The sequence below is a fragment of the Adlercreutzia faecimuris genome, assembly GCF_022669055.1.
Taxonomy (GTDB): domain Bacteria; phylum Actinomycetota; class Coriobacteriia; order Coriobacteriales; family Eggerthellaceae; genus Enterorhabdus; species Enterorhabdus faecimuris.
On the sequence record NZ_JAJMLW010000004.1, the window covers coordinates 120,772 to 143,965 of the forward strand.

The window sequence follows — 23,194 nt, forward strand, 5'->3', positions numbered from 1 at the left end:
ATAATGGGAATTGGCTACTTTGGGATAAATCGCAAGGAGAAGATGTTTTCTTTGGGGGAAATCCTATTGGGGCAAACGTGATGACGTTGTCGTTGTCGCCCGAATCGGCAAGGGTTTCGATCGACAGAGTGTTTTGAGATCAAATTTAAGGTTGTTTCGCAGAACTTTGACAATCAAATAGGAGGGCGGTATTCATGAAAATCGCAGTAGCGGGTACTGGGTATGTTGGGCTTTCGCTGGCTGTGCTCCTGGCGCAGCGTAACGAGGTCGTGGCGGTGGATGTGGTGCCTTCCAAGGTGGAGGCGCTCTCTCGGTGGGAGAGCCCTATCGTCGATACGGAGATAGAGGCCTGGCTTGCCCAGGCCGCTGCGGGGGAGCGGCCGCTCTCGCTCGCGGCCACGCTTGACGGCGCGGCGGCCTATCGGGATGCCGAGATGGTGGTGATTGCCACGCCGACCAACTACGACCCCGACCGCAACTTCTTCGACACGCGCTACGTCGAGCAGGTGGTCGAGCTGGTGCTCGAGGCCAACCCGACGGCCGTCATGGTCATCAAGTCGACGGTGCCAGTGGGCTACGCCGAGGAGCTCTCGGCGCGCTATCCCCAGGGGCGCTTCCTGTTCAGCCCCGAGTTCCTGCGCGAGGGGCGCGCCCTCTACGACAACCTGCATCCTTCCCGCGTCATCGTGGGCGTGCCGCGCTCCTCGGCGTTCGCCGGTGAGCTTGAGGAGTCCGCGCGTGACTTCGCGGAGCTTCTCGTCGAAGGCGCCGATGCCGTCGAGCGCGACCGCGAGAACGCCGACGGCACTCGCGGGATCCCCGTCCTCATCATGGGCTCCACCGAGGCCGAGGCCGTGAAGCTCTTCGCCAACACCTATCTGGCGCTGCGGGTGTCGTTCTTCAACGAGCTGGATACCTACGCGGCCACGCGCGGGCTCGACGCCGCGGAGGTCATCCGCGGCGTGTGCCTGGAGCCGCGCATCGGGTCGCACTACAACAACCCCTCCTTCGGCTATGGCGGCTATTGTCTGCCCAAGGACACCAAGCAGCTGCTGGCCAACTTCGACCGCGTGCCCCAGAGCCTCATCCGCGCCATCGTCGAGGCCAACCGCACGCGCAAGGACTTCGTGGCCGACCAGGTGGTCGACCGCGTGATGGCGCTCGTGTACTCCGGCGTCGAGGCGCCGGTGGTGGGCGTCCATCGCCTCACCATGAAGAGCGGCTCGGACAACTTCCGCGCGAGCTCCATCCAGGGCATCATGCGCCGGGTGCGCGCCCGCGGGGTGCCGGTGGTGGTCTACGAGCCCACGCTCGACGCCCCCGACTTCTTCGGCGCCGAGGTCATCCGCGACCTGGGCGAGTTCAAGTCGCGCAGCGACCTCATCATCGCCAACCGCTGGGACGACGAGCTGGCCGACGTAGCCGACAGGGTCTACACCCGCGACCTCTTCCGGCGGGATTAGCGCGCAGGGCGCTGCCGCGCTCTTCTCGTAGCAGCTGCCATCCGCTCGTAGAAGTCTGCCGGAATTCGGCGGTGCCCGAAGCCCTTGACTTCTATGCCAGAGGGCGTCCGGCGGTACATGATTCTGCAAGTTGCCTTGACGCCTTGTCCCACACGGTGCTGATAGTGGTAGGATTCCCAGCCTTCGAATTCGTATTTCAGCGAGCTGGCGTCAACCTCCCTGGCTGCTAGGCGCTCGAGGGCGCGGCGTGTGCTTGCGCATGCGGCCAGGTAATCGTTGTCGTGGGGGAATGCGAAAGCCAGAAGAAAAGCATCCTCGACGAGATTGGCGGGATCCATGAGAATGCCGTCGATTTCCGAAAGCGACTCGATTGCCTGGCGGATGAGTCGCTTGCTAATCGCCATCGATGATCTTGCCCAAGGCGGCTGCGTGCTGGTCGAAGTAGTCCAAGGCGCTGGCCTTGAGGTCGGCGCCACCCTTCAGGTCGTTCCGCCCTTCTCGTACTTTGAACATCGTGGCGATCTGCGCTTCCTCGGCTTGCGATTCCAGCTCGGCTATCCGATCGCTGAGGGCTAGCGCATAATCGGGCGCGAGCATGTAGCCGACCACGCTGTTGCGATCGACGACCTCGAAGCACCCTGCCTCGGGGAGCCTTTCGCGCCAAGACTTGGAGCGGGCGAACTCCGAGACGCCCACTCGCTCGGTGGCATTGATCATCTCGCGGAACTTGGCCACCTTTTCTTCGGTAGGGGCGGGTGACATGTCTCGCCTCCTCTGGCCGGCCTGCTAATGGCCGTATTGTATCATGATGCAATCTAATTCACGTTATTATGTGAATTAGATTGCATATTAGTTGGCAAGCAATGCATGGCGATGTTCGTTGAAGCTTGGGCGCCGAAGTCGGGGGCCAGGCTTCGGCGCACCTTCCCGGCGCTTACAGCGCCACCTCGACCACGTGCTCGCCGTCGCCGGCGGCGAGGGCCTCCTCCATCGTCACGCCCTTGATGGCGGGATCTTCGTAGGTCGAGTAGTAGTACGTCTTCGTGGCGGCCGAGAAGCCCCCGGTGTAGAGGGTGACCTCGTAGGCGCCGTCGGCCATCGCGGCGGCTCCCTCTATCATGCCGCAGGCGGCGAGCGTGTGGAACAGGCGGCTCACGTTGGCTGACTCGCCCGACTGCACGGGGTAGTGCGCGTTGAAGTACGCGGCTCGCACGAAGCGCGCGGGGGACGAGTACTCGCCCGGCAGCCCCGGCATCCCCAGGCCCGATCCGAAGGGGGAGAGCGTCTGCTCGCGCCACTTCGCGTCTGCGGGCATGACGGGGGTGTCGGCCAGGTAGTTGCGCACGTTTTCGCGGTGGTAGTCGAAGCCGGGCTGGTTGGCCATGACGTCCAGGTCGTCATGGAAGATCTCCATCCCGCGCTTCGTGTACTCGACGACGATGCTGCGCGTGTCGTCGGCGATGATCCAATGGAGCATCGAAACGCCCAGGCCGTCGATGGGCGCGCCCACGACGGCAACGTCACGCAGGGCGGCCTCGGCCTCGTCGACGGTGGAGAAGCTTGCCGCCACCCATCGGGGCATCTCGTAGGAGGCGATGCTGGTCTTGCCTTCCACGGGCGCGTCCTCGTAGGCAGCGTACCCGGGGAAGTTCAGCCCTGCTATGGCCAGGCCGGCCTCGTTGGCGCAGTCGAAGAACAGGGGCAGCCCCTCCTTGCTCACGATTCCCATGCCGATGAGGGCGTGCGGGCTCGCGGGGCCGTCGACGAAGGCGAAGGGGCGGTCGAACGTCGCGGGCGTTGCCAGCACGCGCTCGCCGAACGGCGTGCACCAGTCGAGGTTGCGGCCGAAGAACATGCGGCCCTTATCATCGGTGAATCTGACGCTTGTGCACATGGGAAGAGCTCCTTTCCGGTGGATTCGCGCTCTATGGCGATGCCGAATAGATGGCGTTTGTATGCTGTGTCAATATATATTCTACATAGCTACTAAAAAAACATGCAAAAACGAACGTATGACGGTATTAAACGCGAAATCGTAGGATTAACAGGTGGGCATAATGCTAAGGTACCTCTTTCGAGGATGGTTTTCGCCAGACCGAAGGAGGATGTTGACCTTATGCGCGCGCATACAGAATATGTCGCGGAAGACCGTGCCTGCCGTCGTGCCGAGCTGCTGTTGAAAAGTCGTAAGCAAAGACGCGGGGCGGGCGCATCGGGGGGAATCGACGTCCTGGTCGCGTGCCCCCCCCCCGACGCTCGGCGCGAGCGTCGGGGGGCGGGTACCTGGTCAGCTGCTGAAAAGCCGGGCCTAGCCCGACGGCGTACCGGGAAAAGCCATGCTTGTCGATTCTGTTAAAACCCGCATAGCGTCCCGCGAGCTCAGATGCGCAGTGGTGGGCATGGGGTATGTGGGCCTCCCCTTGGCGGTGCAGATCGCCCGCGCTGGGTTCGTCACGGTCGGCATTGACGTCGATCAGGGGAAGGCCGAGCAGCTTGCCGCGGGCAAGAGCCACATCGAGGATGTGTCAGGAGACGATCTTCTGCAGCTTGCCCGGCAGGGGCTCCTGCGCTTCGCCGGTGACTTCTCTCCCGTCGCCGATTGCGACTTCGTCGCGCTGTGCGTTCCCACTCCGCTCGACGGGCTCCGCAAGCCCGACCTGTCCTGTGTTGCGAGCGCGGCGCGCTCCGTCGCCCCCTTCTTGAGGGAGGGCGCGATGGTGTCGCTGGAGTCGACGGTGTACCCGGGCGCGACCGAGGAGCTGGTGGCTCCCCTTATCGAGAGGGGCTCCGGCCTTGCGTGCGGAACCCAGTTCCTGCTGGGCTGCAGCCCCGAGCGCATCGATCCGGGAAATGCCGCCTTCGGCGTGGCCAACACGCCAAAGGTGGTCGGCGCCATCGGACAGGAGGCCCTCGACTGCATCTCGGCGGTATACGATGCCGTGCTGGACGGCGGCGTGGTGCGGGTTTCCGGCCCCGCCGTCGCCGAGACGGAGAAGCTGCTGGAGAACGTGTACCGGAGCGTGAACATCGGGCTTGTGAACGAGATGGCCATGCTCTGCGAGCGCCTGGGCATCGATGTGTGGGAGGTCATCGAGGCGGCCAAGACCAAGCCCTACGGCTTCGCCCCCTTCTATCCCGGCCCCGGGGTAGGCGGCCATTGCATCGCGGTCGATCCCGCGTATCTCGCTTGGAGGGCGCGCGAGTGCGGCTTCTCGGCCTCGCTGATCGAGGAGTCCTGCCGCGTCAACGACCGGATGCCGTCGTATTGCGCCGACCGCGCGGTGCGGCTGCTGCAGGGTCGGGGCGTGCCGCCGGCGGGGGCGCAGGTGCTCGTTCTGGGCGTTGCCTACAAGCCGGATATCGGAGATTGCCGGGAAAGCCCCGCGCTGCGCGTCATCGAATGCCTGGAGGGGCGCGGCGTCTCGGTCTCCTACTTCGATTCGCACGTTGCGTCCTGCGTTTGCGGCGGCGTGGAGAAACGCTCGCTTCCGGCGCTTTCGGCGGATGCGCTGGAGGACGCCGACCTGGTCATGGTGACCTGCGGCCATGGCGGAATCGACTACGACTTCGTGCGAGCTCACGCGAAGGCGGTCTTCGACACGCAGAACGCCTTACGCGATGTCGCCTGCCGCGATAACGTGATCGCGCTCTAGCGCCCGCGTGGACGAGAGGGGAAAACGAGTGAAGTATGCGCTCATCGGATGCGGCCGCATCGCGGCAAGCCATCTGCGAGCCGCCTTGAAAAACGGCCTCGACGTGGTTGCCCTGTGCGACGTGCGGGAGGGGCAGATCGAGCGGCTGGCCGGCGCCGTGGGATGCGAGGCCCTTTCCGCGGCTGAGCGCTATGCGGACTACCGAACCATGCTGCGCGACCATCCCGAGCTGGACGTGGTGGCCATTGCCACCGAAAGCGGCAAGCACGCCCGCATCGCGCTCGACTGCATCGATGCGGGAAAGAACCTCATCATCGAGAAGCCCGTCGCCCTCTCCATGGCCGATGCCGACGAGATCGTGCGGCGCGCCGCCTCGCGCGGGGCGACCGTCGCGGTCTGCCATCAGAACCGCTTCAATGCCGCTGTGCGGCGTCTGCGCGAGGCGGTTGAGGGCGGGAGCCTCGGCACGCTGTCCCACGGCAGCGTCAGCGTGCGGTGGAGCCGGTCTGAGGACTACTATCGCCAAGCGCCCTGGCGGGGCACCTGGGAGCAAGACGGCGGCACGCTGATGAACCAGTGCATTCACGGCATCGACCTGCTTCGCTGGATGATGGGCGACGATGTCGTGGAGGTGTACGGCGTTACCAGGAACCGCCTTCACGGCTTTATCGAAGGCGAGGACGTCGGCGCTGCGGTGCTCGCGTTCTCCAGCGGGGCCGTGGGCGTCATCGAGGGAACGTGCAATGTGTACCCGTGCAACTTGGAGGAGACGCTCGGCCTTTTCGGCGAGAAGGGCACCGTCAAGCTGGGCGGCTTGGCGGTGAACCGCATCGAGACGTGGCGGGTGGAGGGGTGCGCGCTTGACGATGCGGCCGCGCTGGACGAAGACGTGCGCAACGAGTACGGCAGCGGGCACTGCCTGCTCTACGCCGACGTGATCGACGCCATCGAGAGCGGCCGCCGTCCCTTGGTCGATGCCGTGGCCGGGCGCAACGCCCTCGAGGTGGTGCTGGCGATCTACAAGAGCCAGAAAACGGGCCGGCCGGTCAAGCTTCCCCTCCTGGATTTCTCGAGCACCGATATGGGGGAGGGGCCGCGTGGCTAGCTTCTTCGCGCATGAGACCGCCTGCGTTGACGAGGGGGCGTCCGTCGGCGAGGGCACTGCGATCTGGCATTTCTGCCACATTCAGAGCGGCGCGCGCATTGGGCGCGACTGCGTCTTGGGCCAAAACGTCAACGTGGGCCCTGGCGCCGTCGTCGGCAATGCCGTAAGGATCCAGAACAACGTGTCGGTTTACGAGGGAGTGGAGCTGGCCGACTACGTGTTCTGCGGGCCCTCGTGCGTCTTTACCAACGACATGGCGCCACGGTCGAAGTACCCGAAGGACCCGACGCGGCGGGGCGTGGGCCGCGTGCGCACGTTCGTGGGCGAGGGGGCCTCCCTCGGCGCCAACGCCACGATCGTCTGCGGGCACGTGATAGGGGAGTGGGCGCTTGTGGGAGCCGGTTCCGTGGTGACTCGCGATGTGCCCGCGCACGCGCTTGTGGTGGGCGTTCCCGCCCGGCAGGTGGGATGGGTCTGCGAATGCGGGGAAACCCTGGGCGAGTCGCTGCGATGCGATGCGTGCGGGCGCGCTTACGCCGCTTCCGATGCTGGCCTGCGGGAGGTCGCGCCATGATGCCGTTTCGCGACGTGCGCGCCCAGTACGAGGCTTTGAGGGCCCCGCTCGACAGGGCGGTGGCGGCCGTGATGGGCGAGGGACGCTACATCGGGGGGCCTCGAGTGCGCGATTTGGAAGAGCGCCTCGCCGACTACGTCGGCGCGCGCCATTGCGTCACGTGCGCCAACGGCACCGATGCGCTCTCGCTGGCCCTCATGGCGTGGGGGATCGGGCCGGGTGATGCGGTGCTCGTTCCCGACTTCACGTTCTTCGCGACGGCGGAGGCCGTGGCGAGGGTGGGGGCGGTCCCGGTGTTCGTCGACGTGGATTCCCTCACCTGCAACATATCCCCTGCCTCCTTGGAGAAGGCGGCGAGCGCTGCCGAGGCGCAGGTGGACGCGCGGCTCGCGGCTGTGGTGGCGGTGGACTTGTTCGGGCTTCCGGCCGATTACCCCGCTTTGCGCGCGGTGTGCGAGCGGCGCGGGCTGTTGCTGCTCGAGGACGGCGCGCAAGGGTTTGGCGGCGCCGTCGGCTCGCGGCAGGTGGGGTCGCTCGGCGATATCTCCACGACGAGCTTCTTTCCCAGCAAGCCCCTGAGCTGCATGGGCGATGGCGGGGCGGTATTTACCGACAACGACGATTGGGCCGCCCTGATTCGCAGCCTGGCAGCCCATGGGGCCGGCGCGTCGAAGTACGAGAACGCTCGGATCGGCATGAACAGTCGCCTCGACGCCCTTCAGGCTGCGGTGCTCTTGGTCAAGATGGATGCGTTCGAGCGCGAGCTCGATGCCGCTCGGGAGGCGGCCGGCCGGTATGGGAGGGCGCTCGGGGAGGTCGGCTTGGGTCTGCCCGTCGTTCCCGATGGGTTCGAAAGCGCCTGGGCGCAGTATACCGTCCGGCTTCCGGAACGCGTCGATCGGGAAGCGTTCCGCTCCTGCTTGGCCGACCTGGGCGTTCCCACGCAGGCGTATTACCCGCAGCCCCTGCACAGTCAGGCGGCTTGGGACGAGAAGGTCGTCTGCTTCGGCTCGCCCGAGACGGAGCGCCTGTGCCGCACGGTCGTCAGCTTGCCCATGGGGCCTTACCTGTCGGATGCCGACCAGCGATGCGTGATCGACGCCGTGGGGAATGCGCTGCAGGCGATCGAGGGGGCCAGCCCCCGTCGTCGAAGCTGCGCGAGAGTTGAGGATGGGGGTCTGCTGTGAAGATCGCGCTGGTCATAAGCTGCAAGATGCGGTTCGGGGGCGCTGAGAGGAGGCTCGTCAGGGTTCTCAACGAGGCGGGGAAGAGGCACGAGGTGTTCTTTCTCGTGAGAGGCTGCTCGCGCGCCTTCTTGGACGAGTCGCTGAGCCTTGCCAATTGCGACGTGTCGCATATCTCGAGGATAATCGCCGTAGAGGACGGCTCCCGGATACGCGGCAGCCTCAAGGCATTGAGAAGGCTGAGAGGGCTGGACGTCGACGTCGTCCACGTGTACGGCGCGAGCAGGTTCAATGCCGCGCTCACGGCCTGGGCGCATGCCGTGGGGAAGAGGGTTCTGTTCTCGATGGTGGATTGCGTGACCTTCTACGACAGCATGGGATTTATCGAGGAGAAAACGTCGGCGTCTCTCCTGAGCGGGAGGCTGCTCGATTTTATCTTGCGTCGCGTTGACGTTCTGGACGTTCTCTGCCCGGAGCAGCTGAGCTTCTATTCGCAGAAGGTGCGGAGGGGCTGCTTGGTCGGAAGCACCCCGGGGACCTTCACCGACCTGGAGGCATACCGCCCGCAGCCCAAGGAGAGGCTCTTCGTCTTCATTGCCGCCCGGCTGAACAAGCAGAAGAACCCGCAGCTCATGGTCGATGCCGTGAAGATGTGCCAAGACGCCTTGAGGGCCAGCGGCTACAAGGTGCTCATATGCGGCTGCGGCTGGGAGGAGGAGCGCATCCGCGGGCAGATCGAGGATCTCCGCCTTGATGACATCGTGACGATGCCGGGTTATGTGAGCCCTCGCGAGGTCCTGCCGAAGGCCGAGGTGCTTTGCGCGCTTCAGAAGGGTACCAACTATCCGTCGCAGACGATCGCGGAGGCCGTCGCCTCGGGGTGCTTCGTGATCGCGACTGATGTCGGCGAGACCCGGCGGATGCTCGATCCGTCCTTTTCCAGCCTGGTCGATCCGTTTGCGGCTGAGCTGTCAAGGGCGATGGAGTCCTATATTCTCTTGGCGGAGGATCAGAAGCACCGCTGCTTTGCCGATGCGCGCGGGTATGCCGAGCGGCATTTCTCGATCGCCCCTTCGCGAGAGTACTTTCTGGGCCTCTACGAAAGCTGCCAGCCGGGCGCGCGCTAGGGTTGCGCCGTGAGGCGGGCGACGGCGGCGACCTGCGGCTTCGCACGCTCGTGTGGTTGCCGTCGCCGATCCGGGCATGGCGCTCGCCGTGCCCGGCGGGGGCGCTGCCGGGCGCTGGGCGCGAGGGAGGCCCTACGCTTTCCGCAGTTTCTGGGGCGTGGTTCAGCGGTCGGCCGGTTTCCGTTAGAATGTTCGGTTAGGGTTTACGCTTCTTGACGAAGGGATGGATTCATGGCCGACGGATACAAGTACGACCGGGTGCTGCTGAAGCTCTCGGGCGAGGCGCTGGCGGGCGACCTGGGCTACGGCATCGACCCGAAGGTGGTCGACGACCTGGCCGAGCAGATCGCCGAGATCGTGCGCGACGGCGTGCAGCTGGCGGTGGTCGTGGGCGGCGGCAACATCTTCCGCGGCCTGGCCGGATCGGCCGAGGGCATGGATCGTGCCCAGGCCGACTACATCGGCATGCTGGCCACGGTCATGAACTCCCTGGCGCTTCAGGACTCCTTCGAGCGCCACGGCGTCATATCGCGCGTGCAGAGCGCCATCAACATGCAGGAGGTGTCGGAGCCCTACATCCGCCGCCGCGCCATCCGCCACCTGGAGAAGGGCCGCGTGGTCATCCTGGCGGCCGGCACCGGCAACCCCTACTTCACCACCGACACCACCGCCGCGCTGCGCGCCTGCGAGCTGGACGTGGACTGCCTGATGAAGGCCACCAAGGTGGACGGCGTCTACGACTCCGACCCCAAGACCAACCCCGACGCCCAGCGCTTCGACCGCATCACCTACCTGGAGGTGCTCAACCGCGGCCTCAACGTCATGGACGCCACGGCCACGTCGCTGTGCATGGACAACGCCGTGCCCATGATCGTCTTCGACCTGACCAAGCCCGGTAACATTTCGCGGGCGCTCAAGGGCGAGGCCGTGGGAACCACGGTAGAATAGGGCAACGCGCCCGGTGGCGCCCCGGCCCCGTGCCGTGAGCCGCCGCACGAGAGATGAAAGCGCCGGCCGGGAGGGGCCGACACGAGACGCGCCGGAGGCGCCCAGGGAAAGGAACCACGATGGTTGACGAGATTCTGATGCAGGCCGAGGAGCGCATGGAGAAGGCCCTGTCCTCGTTGCGCGACAACTTCTCCTCCGTGCGCACCGGCCGCGCCAACGCCATGGTGCTCGATCGCATCAAGGTCGACTACTACGGCGTCCCCACCCCCATCAACCAGATGGCCGGCGTGAAGACGCCCGAGGCGCACCTGCTGGTCATCGAGCCCTGGGACAAGAGCATGCTGCGCGCCATCGAGCACGCCATCCAGGAGAGCGACCTGGGCGTGACCCCCAACAACGACGGCTCGGTCATTCGCCTGCCGTTCCCGGCGCTCACCGAGGAGCGTCGCCGCGAGCTGGTGAAGCAGTGCAAGACCTTTGCCGAGGAGTGCCGCGTGGCCGTGCGCAACGCCCGCCGCGACGCCAACGCCGCGGTGGAGAAGGCCATCAAGAACGACAACCTGCCCGAGGACGAGGCCAAGCGCGCCGAGGCCGAGATCCAGAAGATCACCGACAAGTACATCGCCGACGTCGACGCCTCCTTCAAGAAGAAGGAGGCCGAGGTCATGGAGATCTAGTTGCTTCGTCCGTCCTTTCGGACGGACGAACTAGTGGTGCGAACGACCTGTGAGGTCATCATGAACAAACCGCTCGATTACATATTCCCCGCGCCCCCGTCCGATGTGGATTTGGGGGCGCTCGACGTTGACCGCATCCCCGAGCACATCGCCGTCATCATGGACGGCAACGGGCGCTGGGCGAAGAAGCGCGCGCTCAACCGGCTGCGCGGCCACAAGGCCGGCATCGAGGCGGTGCGCGAGACCATCCGCTGCGCGTCTGACCTGGGGGTGCGCTACCTCACCATCTACTCGTTCTCGACCGAGAACTGGAAGCGGCCCGAGGACGAGGTCGTCGGGCTGATGGATCTGTTCGCCAAGACCATGCTGGCCGAGGTGGACGGGCTGCACGAGGAGCACGTGCGCGTGATGACCATCGGCGATCTGAGCGTGCTGCCCGCCGAGACCCGCGAGGCGTTCGACGAGGCGTGGGAGAAGACGCGCGACAACGACGGCATGACGCTGGTGGTGGCCGTGAACTACGGCTCGCGCCAGGAGATCCTGCGCGCGTGCGAGCATTGCATGCGCGAGGCGGTCCTGGTGGCCGAGGAGACCGGCGAGGTGATCGTCCCCACCGAGGAGCTGTTCGAGCGCGGGCTGTACACCTGCGGCATCCCCGACCCCGACCTGCTCATCCGCACGAGCGGCGAGATGCGCCTGTCCAACTTCCTGCTGTGGCAGATCGCCTATTCCGAGTTCGTGGTCACCGACGTGCTGTGGCCCGACTTCGACCGCTACGAGCTTCTGCGCTGCCTGCTGGAATACCAGGGGCGCGACCGTCGGTTCGGGGCGGTGAAGTAGGTGCCGTCCGACGAGGAGAGACGGGAGGCAGCCTCGGCGACGCCGGCGCCGGGGCGCGACGCGGCCGTGCCCGGGGAGCCCGGCGCGCCCGATGCCGCCGATCCCGCGCGTCCGCCTGCGTGGCGCCGGCCCACCACCGTCGAGCAGCTGGAGAGCCAGCGCCAGAGCAAGGCGGAGCGCGCGGCCAAGCGCCAGAAGATGAAGCAGGCGGCGCTCGACAAGACGCCGAAAAAGCTCAAGAACCCCTCCGACATCCAGGTGCGGTTCCGCACGGGGCTCGTGTACACGGTGGTCACGGTCGTCTGCGTGCTGGCGGGCAACATCCCCATGCTGCTTATGCTGATGGCAGTCGCTGGCATCTGCGCGGGCGAGTTCTTCTACATGCTGCGCTCGGACGCGAAGCTGCCCAACGAGATGCTCGGCATCGTGGCGGCCGTGCTCTACCCGCCGAGCGTCTACTTCTACGGGCTCACCGGCGCCTTCCTGGTGAACCTGGCGCTTCTGCTGGCGCTGCTCGTCTGGTACGTGTTCTGGACGCGCGCCCGCATCCCTGACGTGGGCGTCAGCTTCTTCGGCGCGGCGTACACGGGGCTTCTGCTGTGCGGCCTGGTGGTCATCCGCCAGTCGCTCGGCAACCCGTGGGGCGGGGTGCTGGTGCTGCTGATCTTCCTGAGCGTGTGGGCCAACGACTCCTTCGCGTACCTGGTGGGATGCCGGTTCGGCAAGCACAAGCTGGCGCCGCGGACGAGCCCGAACAAGAGCTGGGAGGGTTTCCTGGCCGGCCTGGTGGGATCGATGGCGTTCTGGTGCGTGATGACGCTGGTGCCCGGCGTGACCATGGGCATTCCCATGGCGCTGCTGTTCGGCCTGATCTGCGGGCTGATGTCGGTACTGGGAGATTTGGCTGAGAGCCGCATCAAGCGCAACTCGGGCTTCAAGGATTCCGGCACCATCATGCCGGGGCATGGCGGGCTGCTCGACCGCTGCGACTCGCTGTTCCTGGCCGCCGTGACGTCGGCCATCTTGCTCGTGGCAGGGGGGTGCATTCCGTATGTCATCATGTGACGAGGGCGTGCAGACGTCGGTGCGCGGTGCGCGGGACGCGAGCGGCGCGGGCGTGAGCGCGGCGGCGCGGGGCGCGCGGCGGCGAGTCGTGGTGCTGGGGTCGACGGGATCCATCGGCACGCAGACGCTGGACGTGATCGCGCAGCACGCCGACAGGCTGGAGGCCGTGGGCCTGGCCGTGTTCGGCAGCGTGGACGCGCTCGGCCGCCAGGCTCGCGAGTTCGGCGTGCGCCACCTGGCCGTGGGCGACGAGCGGCTGGCGGGCGACGCGCGCTGCGACGATCTGGCGGCGTGGTGCGCCGCCGCGCCGGAGGGCACCTTCGGCACGGGGGGCGCGGCCGTGGTCGACCTGGTGCGGCTGCCCGAGGTCGACGTGGTGGTGAACGCCCTGGTGGGCGAGGCCGGCATGCGCGCCAGCTACGAGGCGCTCGCGGCCGGCAAGGTGCTGGCGCTGGCGAACAAGGAGTCGCTGGTGGTGGCCGGCGACCTCATCATGCCGCTGGCCGCCGAGCTGGACGCGCGGCGCCGCGCCGAGGGGCTGGCCCCGGCATTCGGCCCCGCCGGTGCGCTCATGCCCATCGACTCGGAGCACGGCGCCATCTACCAGTGCCTGCTGGGCGAGGACCCGCGCGAGGTGACGAGGCTCTGGGTCACCGCGTCGGGCGGCCCCTTCCGCGGGCGCACGCGCGACGAGCTGTCCGCCATCACGCCGGCCCAGGCCCTCGCGCACCCCACGTGGAACATGGGGGCGAAGATATCCATCGACTCCTCCACGCTGATGAACAAGGGGCTCGAGGTGATCGAGGCGCACCACCTGTTCGCCATGCCCTACGACCAGATCGAGGTGGTGGTGCAGCCCCAGAGCGCCATCCACTCCATGGTGGAGTTCGCCGACGGCAGCGTGAAGGCGCATCTCGGCACCACCGACATGCGCATCCCCATCCAGTTCGCGCTGTCCTACCCCGAGCGGTGGGGCGCGCCGGTGCGCCCGATGGATTTCCGCACGCTGGGAACCCTGGAGTTCGCGGCGCCGGATGTCGACACGTTCCGCTGCCTGGCGCTCGCGCGCCACGCCGGTGCGGTGGGGGGCACGCTGCCCTGCGCCATGAACGCCGCCAACGAGGTGGCCGTGGCCGCGTTCCTGGCGGAAGAGTGCCCCTACCTGGGCATCGCCGCCTGCGTCGAGGCGGTCATGGACGCCCACGAGCGCGAGGGCGTCCAGCGCGTCGAGGGCCTCGACCAGCTGGAGGCCGTGGATGCGTGGTCTCGCGAGGCTGCCCGCGCCTGGGTGCGCGCGCACGGCGCCTAGCGACGCGCGAGGGGGGGGCCGGCGACGGGCGTTGCCGCCCCCCTGCTTCTAGCGGCGGCGCATCTTCGCGGCGGCGGGGACGGCCAGGGCGCAGGCGCCTGCGGCGGCGAAGGCGAGCAGCGCGACGGCCAGGCTGTCACCGGTCTTCGCCAGGGGACTCGCCGGCGGCGGGGGCGGCGCAGGCTCGTCGTCCGGCTCCTCCGGCGGGGACGGGGGCTCCTCGCGGTCGGTCACCGCGACGGTCTGCTCGGCGCAGTCCAGGTCGCATTCCTCGGCCACCAGGTCGTCGCCGTCGAAGAGGAAGGCGACGGCCACGAGGCTGCGCCCCGCCAGCTCGGTCGCGTCCAGGTCGTAGGCGACCTGCGTCTCCAGGTCGGGCCCGTCGGCCACCACGCGGGCCGTGCCGTGGGCCACGCAGCAGCCCATGGCCGCGTTGTAGGCCCGCATCCCCCGCAGGGGCTGCGCGTCCGGGTCGGCGAAGTCGTCGCCGACGAGGATCGGCAGCGCGTCGGCTCGGTCGAGCAGCATCCCCGCGATGACGTACTCGCGTCCGGGCACCACGTCGCGGGCGATGACGCGGTCGACCACGCGCACTCCCTCTTCGGGCGCGACAGACTTGTCGCCGTCCGCGTCGTCGCGGGCCCGCGTCATGATCGTGCTCGGCACGACGCGCACCGTCTGGCCCTCGTCGGCGATGTCGGCGTGGGACGCTAGCGGCACGCCCTCGCGGCACAGCTCCTCGAAGGCCACGACCTCGCGCCCGGCCAGGGCGGACGCGTCGAAGGCGAAGGTCAGCTCCACCGTGCCGTCGGGCGCCTCGGGCGTGAAGGCGACCTCGGCGGCCACCGGCGCCCCCGCGGCGCCGACGAGCGGCCCCTCGTCGGATCCGTCCTCACCGCGCAGGTGCAGCGTCCCGCGGATCACGTACTCGCGGTCGGGAATGAGCCCCTCGTAGGCCACGGTGTCGGTCAGGTGCGCCTCGCGCTCGGCCACGACGCGCTTGTCGCCGTCGAGCGCGTCGGCGGCCTGCGTGGTGAGCGCGGGCCGCTCGACCGTCACCGTCTGGCTCTCGTCGGCGATGTCGGCATCGGTGGCCACGGCCGCGTCGCCGCGGTAGAGCGTCTCGAAGGCGACGAGCTCGGTGCCGGCCGGCAGGGCGCTGCCGTCGAAGGCGAACGTGACGGTGGCGCTCCCGTGGCCGGCATCGGGGACAAAGGAGGTCTCGGCCGTCACGGGCGCGCCGCCCTGGGCGATGGGCTCGCCGGTGGCGCGGTTCATGAGCACGCCGCGGACGGCGTATTCCGCGCCGGGGACGAGGTTGGCGAAGGCGATGGTGTCGCTCACGGACGCGGCCGGGTCGGCTACGAGGGACTTGCGCCCATCGGCGGTGGCGGTGGCGACGCTGCTCACCGAGGGCTCGACGAGGCGCACGGTCTGCCCGAAGTCGTCAAGCTCCTCGTGGCTGGCGACGAGGCGCCCGTCCTGGTCGTAGAGGAGCTCAAAGGCCACGAAGCTGGTCGTGTCGGTGTCGAGGGCGTTGAAGCGGTAGGTCAGGTCGACGAACCCGCGCCGCGCAGCGGGGGAGAACGCACGCTCGGCGGTGAGGGGCCCGCTCGAGGTGGCGGCCGGTTCGCCGGTCTCGGAGTCCATGAGGGTGCCGACCACCCGATAGGCGGCGCCGGGCGTGAGGTTGGCGTACTCCACGCGGTCGACGATGGTCGCGTCGGCGTCCGCGATGAGCAGCTTGTCGCCGTCGAGGCCGTCGGATGCCGTGGTGGCCAGGTAGGGGGTGCCGTCGTCGGGCTCGCCATCGTCGATGGTGCCCAGGCGCACGGTGTAGGAGTCGCGGCTGACGACGATGCCGGGGATGGTCACCAGGACGAGCCCCTCGTTGGCCTTGCAGGGTAGCTCCTCGAGGGTGTAGGTGTCGTAGGGGAGCGCACCGCGGGCGTCGTCGGGGGCGGTGCCGGCCCCGAACCAGACGCCGGCGCCCGCGTCAGACGCCCCGGCGCCGGCGGCGTCGTTGGCGTTGGTGCGCTGGGTGTGCGGGCTCCACGAGGCATGGGTGCTCGCGTAGCCGTTCGCGTCGGTCACCAGGATGTGGGCCTCGCCGGTCGTTTGGCTGACCAGGCGGAACGGCACGCCGGCCAGGCGCTCCATGGTGCCCTCGCGTACCTTGACGAACTCGAGGTCGCCGCGCTTGACGTTGTTCGCGAAGGCCGCACCGCCCGCGAAGGGGTCGACGACGACGCCGGGCGCGGCGATGGAGAACGAGCGCGGCGCGCCGTCGGTGAGGAAGTAGCCGTCGCCGGGCATGACCTCGCGGATGGAGTAGTCGCCGAAGGGCAGCAGGTCGGCGCCGGTCTGGGCCGCGCCGTCCTGCGTGGTGAGGCGCTTGACCACCTGGCCGGGCCCGTAGCTGACGCCGTCCACGACCACGGCGCGGTCGCTCGCGTTGCTGATCTCGAAGGTGGCGTCCAGCGTGGCGCCGCCCAAGGGCTCGCCGAGGCCGGACTCGCGGTCGCGCTTCTCGACGCGCACGCCGCCGCGGATGACCTGCTCGGCGACGGTGGGCGCGCGGTAGGCCGTCACCTCCTGCGTCCCGCCGTCCCCGGTGACCTGCCGCACGTGGACGGTGGGGTCGGGCAGGTAGCCGGCCGGCGCTCTCGTCTCGCTGATGAGGAGGGTGCCGAGCGGCAGGACGGGCGCGCCGCCTCCGTCGCGGAAGAAGTCGTCGCCGCCCACCCGGTGGGCGTCATCGGGGACGATGCGGCCGTCGGCGTCGGTGCGCAGCACCCATGTGCGCAGGGGCGCGCCGGACGCCTCGGCCTCTGCCGCGGTGGCGTGGTGCCCCGCGTAGAAGCGGAAGGAGAACTCCGCGCCGGCGAGGGATCCGGATCCCTGGGCGACGGGCGTGCTGGAGTCGGCGTCGGCCTTGGCGAGCCAGAGCGCGGCAGGGTCGTACTGAGGCTGGTCGTAGACGCGCCCGCCGCCGACCGATGCCGTCTGGCCGGGCGCCACCTCCACCTCGTAGACGGTGGGGTCGAGGACGAAGCCGGGCGGGCTCGCGACCTCCTGCACGTAGTAGGTGCCGGGCGTCAGCTCGCCGGAGGAGGCGTGGCCCGCGGCGTCGGTGACGAGCGTGGCCACGGCGTTCCCGCCGGCGTCGGTCACCGCGTAGAAGGCCCCTTCCAGCTGGTAGCAGCCGTTGTTCGCGGATATCCCCTCGGCCGCGCTCGCCTTGTCCAGGGCGAGCCAGCCCACGTTGTCGAACGTGAGGATGATCTGGTTGCCCGCGCCGGTGGCCAGCGCGTAGGCGTTGAAGGTGTCTGGCACGCGCCAGCCGTTGGCGTAGATCTTGCCGGCGGTGGTGTTGTCGAAGTCCGGCACGGTCTCGGTGGAGGTGAGCTGGCCGGTGAGGTTGTCGCGCGCCCAGCGCTTGAAGTCGGCGTTGCACCCGTAGGTGGCCTTGTTGAAGTCGTAGGAGTAGCGGTCGCTCACCATGATGTGGAGGCAGACCACGTAGCGGTCGTAGGTCATGGGCGTGCCGTCGTACCAGGCAGAGGGCCAGATGCCGGGGTCGAAGCCGTAGCTGCCGGGGCCGAAGTAGAGCAGCGCGCGCAGGTGCTGGCGCTCGGCGTCGTACCACTCGGCGTTGCCGACGTAGCCGATCATGAGGTCCTGCTTCTCGTAGGCCCCCGCGGCGGGGGTCTGCTTCGCCGGCTGCGCGCAGATGGCGGGCGCGCCGTTGACGGTCATGCGGCCGGTCGAGTAGCCGGCGTAGGGGATCTGGCCGTTCACCTCCAGGTACGCCTGGTCGGAGGCGAAGGCGCGCCGGTCGGGCGGCGAGCACAGGGCGAGGGGGATGAGGCCCGCGACCAGCAGGGCGGCCGTCAGCATCTTGACGGCGCGGGTCACGGCCCGCTTGAGCGGGATGGGGGCGGATGGCACGGTGGGCTCCTTTCTCCGGGTGTCGGCAGTTGCTGCGTCCCGGGCATCCTAGGCGCCCCCAATGACGGGACGGCACCGCAGCGGCGCTTCGGCTGCCACCGCCCCGCAGCGCGCCGCCGGCGTCCCCCGCCCCCGCGGCGAGGGAGCGCAACGCCGCCCCACGCCACGCGACGAGGGGGCGCGACGCTGCCCCGCGTTGAGCGGCGAGGAGGGCGCGTCGCCGCCCCGCACCACGCGCGCGTCCCGGGAGCGCCGCCCCCGCCGCGTGCGTGCGCCTCACGCGCGGCGCCCCCACTCCTCGGAAGCGCGCCAGCCCCCTCCTTTCCCTCATGGGTTTTCTGTTGGAAAGCGGGAGGTAGCGGGCGGGTTTCCTATAATGGCCGTCAAGAGAACCGGGGCGAGGCAACGCCCCGACCCGCCGCGCGCCTGCGGCCCCCTGCGTATCCCCCGCGCGGCTTCCGCGCTTCTGAGAGGAATCGAATGGATCTCCTGTTCACCATCTTATGCGCCGTCATCGTCATCGGCTTCCTCGTGTTCATCCACGAGGGCGGCCACTACCTGGCGGCCCGCGCCTTCGGCGTGCGCGTCACCGAGTTCATGCTGGGCCTGCCCGGCCCCAGCGTCGGCTTCACCCGGGGAGGCACGCGCTTCGGCGTGACCGCGGTGCCGCTGGGCGGCTACGCCCGCGTGTGCGGCATGGAGCCCGGCGAGATGCAGCCGCACCTGAAGGAGGCGCTCGCCGCGCTGTACCGGCGCGGCACGGCCGAGATGGAGGACATCGCGGCCGACTGCAGCATCACCGACGACGAGGCCTACGAGGCCCTGGAGGAGCTGGTCGAGTGGGGAAGCTGCAGCGGCCCCACGAAGAAGGACCCCTACAACACCTACCGCGCGCCCGCCGTGGAGCCCACGCGCCGGCAGCGCCGCGCCGCCGAGGCCGCCGGCGAGCCCGCGCCCGCGTCCTACGCGCTGGGCGAGGCGCGCCCGGTCGACGACGCGCAGGTGCTCTTCGACTCCGAGTACCGCCAGCAGTACCGCAGCCTGCCGTTCTGGAAGCGCTCGGTCATCCTGGTGGCGGGCGTGGCGGTGAACCTGCTGTTCGCCGTGCTGGTGTTCGTGGTGCTGTTCTCGGTCATCGGGTTCGACGTGCAGAACACCGAGACGGGCGAGATCTTCCATTACAACGCGACGCCCTGGCAGTCCATCACGGTGGGCTTCAGCTACATCGGCATGGTGATCCAGGCGGTCGCGGGGCTGTTCAACCCGGCCACCGCCGCCCAGACGGTGTCGGATTCCACGTCCATCGTGGGCATCGCCGTGCTGTCGAAGCAGGCGGTGGAGGCGGGCGCGTTCATGGCGCTGCAGTTCATGGCGATGATCTCGGTGTCGCTGGGCATCATGAACCTCATCCCCATCCCGCCGCTGGACGGTGGCCGCTTCGTGGTCGAGGTGTTCCAGAAGGCCACGCGGAAGGTGGTGTCGCCCAAGGCCATGGGGTACATGTCCATGGCGGGGATGGCGTTGTTCCTGGGGTTCTTCGCGATCATGCTCAACCAGGACATCCAGAACCTCATCGCGGGCACTGGCGTCTTCGGCCCGCCGAGCTCGTAGGGGCGGCGTAGCTTATATATGGGTAGGCGCTGAGGCGCCCTGTCGGCGGGAAGGAGCGGGTATGGTGCGAGAGGAGCGGCCCTGCCAGGGCACGCGGCAGGTGATGGTGGGCGACGTGCCGATGGGCGGCGGCGCGCCGGTGGTGGTGCAGTCGATGCTCAACGCGCCGGCCAAGGACGTGGGGGCCAACCTCGCGCAGATCGCCGCGCTGGCCGAGGCCGGCTGCGAGGTGGTGCGCATGGCCATCCCGCACCGCGACTGCCTGGACGCCTTCGCGGCCGTGTGCGCCGCGTCCCCGCTGCCGGTGGTGGCCGACATCCACTTCGACGCGCAGATCGCCATCGAGGCCGCGCGCCGCGGCGCCGCCAAGCTGCGCATCAACCCCGGCAACATCGGCGGCCTGGAGGCCACCGACGCCGTCATCGAGGCTGCGCGCGAGGCCGGCATCCCCATCCGCATCGGCGTGAACGCCGGCTCGCTCGACTCCGCCCTGGCGGCTCGCGACGACCTCACGCTGCCGCAGAAGCTCGCGGCCAGCGCGGCCGACTACGTGCGCCACTTCGAGGAGCGCGGTTTCCACGACATCGTGGTGTCGGCCAAGGCCCACGACGTGCAGGCCACCATCGACACCTACCGCCTGCTGGCCGCCGATATCCCCACGGTGCCGCTGCACATCGGCGTGACCGAGGCGGGCACCGCCTTCCAGGGCATCATCAAGTCGGCCTGCGGCCTGGGCGTCCTGTTGGAGCAGGGCATCGGCGACACCCTGCGCATCTCGCTCACCGACGACCCCGTGACCGAGGTGCGCGCCTGCTGGACGCTGCTGGGCGCGCTCAACCTGCGTCGCCGTACCCCCGAGCTCATCAGCTGCCCCACCTGCGGGCGCTGCCAGGTGAACCTCATCGGCCTGGCCCAGGAGGTCGAGCAGCGCCTGGCGTCGGTGGCCTCGCCGGTGAAGGTGGCCGTCATGGGATGCGTGGTGAACGGCCCGGGAGAGGCCGCCGATGCCGATATCGGGGTGGCTTGCGGGGCGGGAACCGGCGTGGTTTTCTCCCATGGTAAAATCGTTCGGAAAGTAAGCGAGTCAGAGATCGTGGACGCACTCATGGAGGAGATTGAGCAACTATGACGAACACCGTGCTGCGCATGAGCCAGCTGTACGCCCCCACGCTGAAGGAGGATCCGGCCGACGCCGAGATCGCCAGCCACCGCCTGCTTTTGCGCGCGGGCATGATCCGCAAGACGGCCTCGGGCGTGTACACGTTCCTGCCGCTGGGCTACCGCGTGCTCTCGAAGATCGAGGGCATCGTGCGCGAGGAGATGGACGCCACCGGCGCCCAGGAGATCATGATGCCGGCGCTCCAGCCCGCCGAGCTGTGGCATGAGAGCGGCCGCTGGGACGACTACGGCCCCGAGCTGATGCGCCTGGTCGACCGCCACGACCACGGCTTCTGCCTCGGGCCCACCCACGAGGAGCTCATCACCGCGCTCGTGCGCAACGAGCTGCGCTCCTACAAGCAGCTGCCCTGCTCGCTCTACCAGATTCAGGTGAAGTTCCGCGACGAGATCCGCCCGCGCTTCGGCCTTCTGCGCAGCCGCGAGTTCATCATGAAGGACGCCTACAGCTTCCACGCCGACCAGGCGTCGCTGCAGAAGACCTACGACGACATGAGCGTCGCCTACGGCAACATCTGCGAGCGCTGCGGCCTGGAGTACCGCCCCGTCGAGGCCGACTCCGGCCAGATCGGCGGCAAGGTGACCACCGAGTTCATGGCGCTCGCCGAGGCCGGCGAGGCCGAGCTGGTCTACTGCACCTGCGGCTACGCGGCCAACACCGAGGCCGGCGCGTGCCTGGCGCGCCCCACCTGCTATGAGGTGCCCGCGCTGGAGAAGATCAGCACGCCCGGCGTGCACACCATCGAGGAGCTGGCCCAGTTCCTGGACATCCCCGAGTCGTCCACGGTCAAGGCGCTTTCCGGCAGGGGCGACGACGGCGTGCTCACCGTCATGTTCGTTCCCGGCGACCACGAGCTCAACGAGATCAAGGCCGGCCGCGCGGTGCCCGGCTTCGCCCTGCTCACCGACGAGGAGATGGAGGCCGCCGGCCTGCACAAGGGCTCGATGGGCCCGGTGGGCCTGCCCGAGGGCACGCGCGTCGTGGCCGACGCGAGCCTGCAGGCGGTGCCCCAGTGGGTGGTCGGCGCCAACGAGGACGGCTTCCACTACGTGGGCGCGCGCCTGGGCGAGGACTTCAAGGTCGACACGTGGGACGACCTGTGCATCGTGAAGCCAGGCGACAGCTGCCCTGACTGCGGGCTGCCCCTGGAGGGCGCGCGCGGCATCGAGGTGTCGCAGGTGTTCCAGCTGGGCGACAAGTACTCGGTGGCCATGGGCGCCACCTTCGCGGACGAGAACGGCGAGGAGAAGCCCTTCATCATGGGCTGCTACGGCGTGGGCGTGAGCCGCACGCTGGCCGCCGTGGTGGAGCAGCACAACGACGAGCACGGCATCATGTGGCCGCTGTCCGTGGCGCCGGCGCACGTGTGCGTCATCCCGCTGACGGTCGGCGACGAGCTGGTGCAGCCGGCCGCCGAGCGCGTGGCCCGCGAGCTGGCGGCCCTGGGGCTCGAGGTGGTCATCGACGACCGCGACGAGCGTGCCGGCGTGAAGTTCGCCGACGCCGACCTCATCGGCTGGCCGCTGCAGATCGTCGTGGGCAAGCGCGGCCTGGCCGAGGGCAACGTCGAGGTGAAGCTGCGCCGCACCGGCGAGAAGAAGAGCGTGCCTCTGGCCACGCTGGCCGAGATGATGACCTTCGCGCGCCGCAATGCGAAGAAGTCGAAGGCCGGCGTCGGCACCTTCGACATGCTGTTCGCGTAGATGGAACAGGCGCCCCTGGGCGTGCTGTTCGACTTGGACGGCACGCTGATCGACACGCACGACATCATACTGGCGTCGTTTCGCCACACCACGCGCACGGTGCTCGGTCGCGAGATACCCGACGAGGTGCTGATGCAGAAGGTGGGCCAGCCGCTCGTCACCCAGATGTGGGACTTCACGGACGACCAGGAGGTGCACGACCGGCTGGTGGACGAGTACCGCGCGCACAACGACGTGATCCACGACGAGCGCGTGGCCCTGTTCCCCGGCGTGGCCGAGGCCCTGGCGGGCCTGGCGGCGATGGGCTGCCCGATGGGGGTGGTGACCTCCAAGCGCAGCGGGCTCGCTCGGCGCGCGCTGGAGCTGACGGGCGTCGCCGGGCGCTTCGCCTTCGTGCTGGGGCCGGACGAGTGCCCAGCGCACAAGCCCGACCCCGCGCCGGTGGCCCAGGGCTGCGCCGAGCTGGGCCTGACGCCGGCGCGCTGCCTGTACGTGGGCGACAGCCCCTTCGACATCCAAGCCGGCAACGGCGCCGGCTGCGCCACGGCGGCGGCCCTGTGGGGCATGTTCCCGCCCGAGGTGCTGGCCGCCGAGGGGCCGACCTTCACGCTGGAGTCGATGGCCGAGCTGCCGGCGCTGGCGCGGCGCCTGGCCGCGGGGCGCTAGGGCGGGGGGGCGCCGAGCCGCCGGAAACGCGATGCCCCTGGCTCAACGAAGCCGTAACATCGTCGCCGCGGGGCCCTGGCCCGGCGCGTTTGGGCGCATCATGGGCCTAGAGCGAACGGGGCGCCGGCCTGCGGGCGGGCG

Annotated in this window: 19 protein-coding genes; 15 read left to right on the forward strand and 4 right to left on the reverse strand. The window is 68.7% G+C overall.

Going from position 1 to position 23,194, the window contains the following annotated elements:
- Positions 1-194 precede the first annotated feature (194 nt).
- Positions 195-1,463, forward strand: coding sequence for a nucleotide sugar dehydrogenase (locus tag LPT13_RS10755; RefSeq protein ID WP_242166370.1), 1,269 nt, complete (start codon positions 195-197; stop codon positions 1,461-1,463).
- Here LPT13_RS10755 and LPT13_RS10760 read toward each other — a convergent pair.
- The 3 genes from LPT13_RS10760 to LPT13_RS10770 all read right to left on the reverse strand — a co-directional run bounded on the left by LPT13_RS10760 (position 1,460) and on the right by LPT13_RS10770 (position 3,357).
- On the reverse strand, positions 1,460-1,867 hold the full coding sequence (locus LPT13_RS10760; protein WP_242166372.1) for a hypothetical protein: 408 nt from the start codon (positions 1,865-1,867) through the stop codon (positions 1,460-1,462). The genes LPT13_RS10755 and LPT13_RS10760 overlap by 4 nt on opposite strands.
- On the reverse strand, positions 1,857-2,225 hold the full coding sequence (locus tag LPT13_RS10765) for a hypothetical protein (protein ID WP_242166373.1): 369 nt from the start codon (positions 2,223-2,225) through the stop codon (positions 1,857-1,859). The genes LPT13_RS10760 and LPT13_RS10765 overlap by 11 nt, the downstream gene beginning before the upstream one ends.
- 172 nt (positions 2,226-2,397) lie before the next feature.
- Positions 2,398-3,357 (reverse strand): linear amide C-N hydrolase, encoded by a 960-nt coding sequence (locus tag LPT13_RS10770; protein WP_242166374.1) that lies wholly within the window; start codon positions 3,355-3,357, stop codon positions 2,398-2,400.
- Between the two features lie 442 nt (positions 3,358-3,799).
- Here LPT13_RS10770 and LPT13_RS10775 point away from each other — a divergent pair, with 442 nt between their 5' ends.
- The 10 genes from LPT13_RS10775 to dxr all read left to right on the forward strand — a co-directional run bounded on the left by LPT13_RS10775 (position 3,800) and on the right by dxr (position 13,945).
- Positions 3,800-5,116 carry a nucleotide sugar dehydrogenase gene (locus LPT13_RS10775; RefSeq protein ID WP_277927062.1) on the forward strand — a complete coding sequence of 439 codons (1,317 nt, stop codon included), beginning with the start codon at positions 3,800-3,802 and terminating at the stop codon, positions 5,114-5,116.
- A 28-nt stretch (positions 5,117-5,144) separates the two neighbouring features.
- Positions 5,145-6,221, forward strand: a complete 1,077-nt coding sequence (locus LPT13_RS11875; protein WP_242166375.1) for a Gfo/Idh/MocA family protein — start codon at positions 5,145-5,147, stop codon at positions 6,219-6,221.
- Positions 6,214-6,795 (forward strand): acyltransferase, encoded by a 582-nt coding sequence (locus tag LPT13_RS11880; protein ID WP_242166376.1) that lies wholly within the window; start codon positions 6,214-6,216, stop codon positions 6,793-6,795. Before LPT13_RS11875 ends, LPT13_RS11880 begins: the two co-directional genes overlap by 8 nt.
- A complete protein-coding gene (locus LPT13_RS10790) occupies positions 6,792-7,982 on the forward strand; it encodes a DegT/DnrJ/EryC1/StrS family aminotransferase (RefSeq protein WP_242166377.1) in 1,191 nt (396 codons plus the stop codon). The genes LPT13_RS11880 and LPT13_RS10790 overlap by 4 nt, the downstream gene beginning before the upstream one ends.
- A complete protein-coding gene (locus LPT13_RS10795) occupies positions 7,979-9,106 on the forward strand; it encodes a glycosyltransferase (protein ID WP_242166378.1) in 1,128 nt (375 codons plus the stop codon). The genes LPT13_RS10790 and LPT13_RS10795 overlap by 4 nt, the downstream gene beginning before the upstream one ends.
- Positions 9,107-9,337: 231 nt before the next feature.
- Positions 9,338-10,054, forward strand: a complete 717-nt coding sequence (gene pyrH, locus LPT13_RS10800; RefSeq protein ID WP_242166379.1) for a UMP kinase — start codon at positions 9,338-9,340, stop codon at positions 10,052-10,054.
- A 119-nt stretch (positions 10,055-10,173) separates the two neighbouring features.
- Positions 10,174-10,731 (forward strand): ribosome recycling factor, encoded by a 558-nt coding sequence (gene frr / locus LPT13_RS10805; RefSeq protein WP_242166380.1) that lies wholly within the window; start codon positions 10,174-10,176, stop codon positions 10,729-10,731.
- Positions 10,732-10,791: 60 nt separating this feature from the next.
- Positions 10,792-11,571, forward strand: coding sequence for an undecaprenyl pyrophosphate synthase (gene uppS / locus LPT13_RS10810; protein WP_242166381.1), 780 nt, complete (start codon positions 10,792-10,794; stop codon positions 11,569-11,571).
- 198 nt (positions 11,572-11,769) lie between these two features.
- Positions 11,770-12,636, forward strand: coding sequence for a phosphatidate cytidylyltransferase (locus tag LPT13_RS10815; protein ID WP_242166564.1), 867 nt, complete (start codon positions 11,770-11,772; stop codon positions 12,634-12,636).
- Positions 12,623-13,945: a 1-deoxy-D-xylulose-5-phosphate reductoisomerase gene (gene dxr, locus LPT13_RS10820; RefSeq protein ID WP_242166383.1), complete on the forward strand. Its 1,323-nt coding sequence runs from the start codon at positions 12,623-12,625 to the stop codon at positions 13,943-13,945. Before LPT13_RS10815 ends, dxr begins: the two co-directional genes overlap by 14 nt.
- A gap of 48 nt (positions 13,946-13,993) precedes the next feature.
- Here dxr and LPT13_RS10825 read toward each other — a convergent pair whose 3' ends face one another.
- Positions 13,994-17,896, reverse strand: a complete 3,903-nt coding sequence (locus tag LPT13_RS10825) for a VaFE repeat-containing surface-anchored protein (protein ID WP_242166385.1) — start codon at positions 17,894-17,896, stop codon at positions 13,994-13,996.
- Between the two features lie 480 nt (positions 17,897-18,376).
- Here LPT13_RS10825 and LPT13_RS10830 point away from each other — a divergent pair, with 480 nt between their 5' ends.
- From LPT13_RS10830 to LPT13_RS10845, 4 genes are all read left to right on the forward strand, one after another.
- Complete coding sequence (locus LPT13_RS10830) at positions 18,377-19,507, forward strand: site-2 protease family protein (RefSeq protein ID WP_242166387.1); 1,131 nt, start codon at positions 18,377-18,379, stop codon at positions 19,505-19,507.
- 61 nt (positions 19,508-19,568) lie between these two features.
- The gene (gene ispG / locus LPT13_RS10835) at positions 19,569-20,636 is read left to right on the forward strand and encodes a flavodoxin-dependent (E)-4-hydroxy-3-methylbut-2-enyl-diphosphate synthase (RefSeq protein ID WP_242166389.1); all 1,068 of its coding nucleotides are present in this window, start codon (positions 19,569-19,571) and stop codon (positions 20,634-20,636) included.
- Positions 20,633-22,387, forward strand: coding sequence for a proline--tRNA ligase (locus LPT13_RS10840; protein ID WP_277927063.1), 1,755 nt, complete (start codon positions 20,633-20,635; stop codon positions 22,385-22,387). The genes ispG and LPT13_RS10840 overlap by 4 nt, the downstream gene beginning before the upstream one ends.
- Positions 22,388-23,053: an HAD family hydrolase gene (locus tag LPT13_RS10845; protein ID WP_242166391.1), complete on the forward strand. Its 666-nt coding sequence runs from the start codon at positions 22,388-22,390 to the stop codon at positions 23,051-23,053.
- Positions 23,054-23,194: the final 141 nt, after the last annotated feature.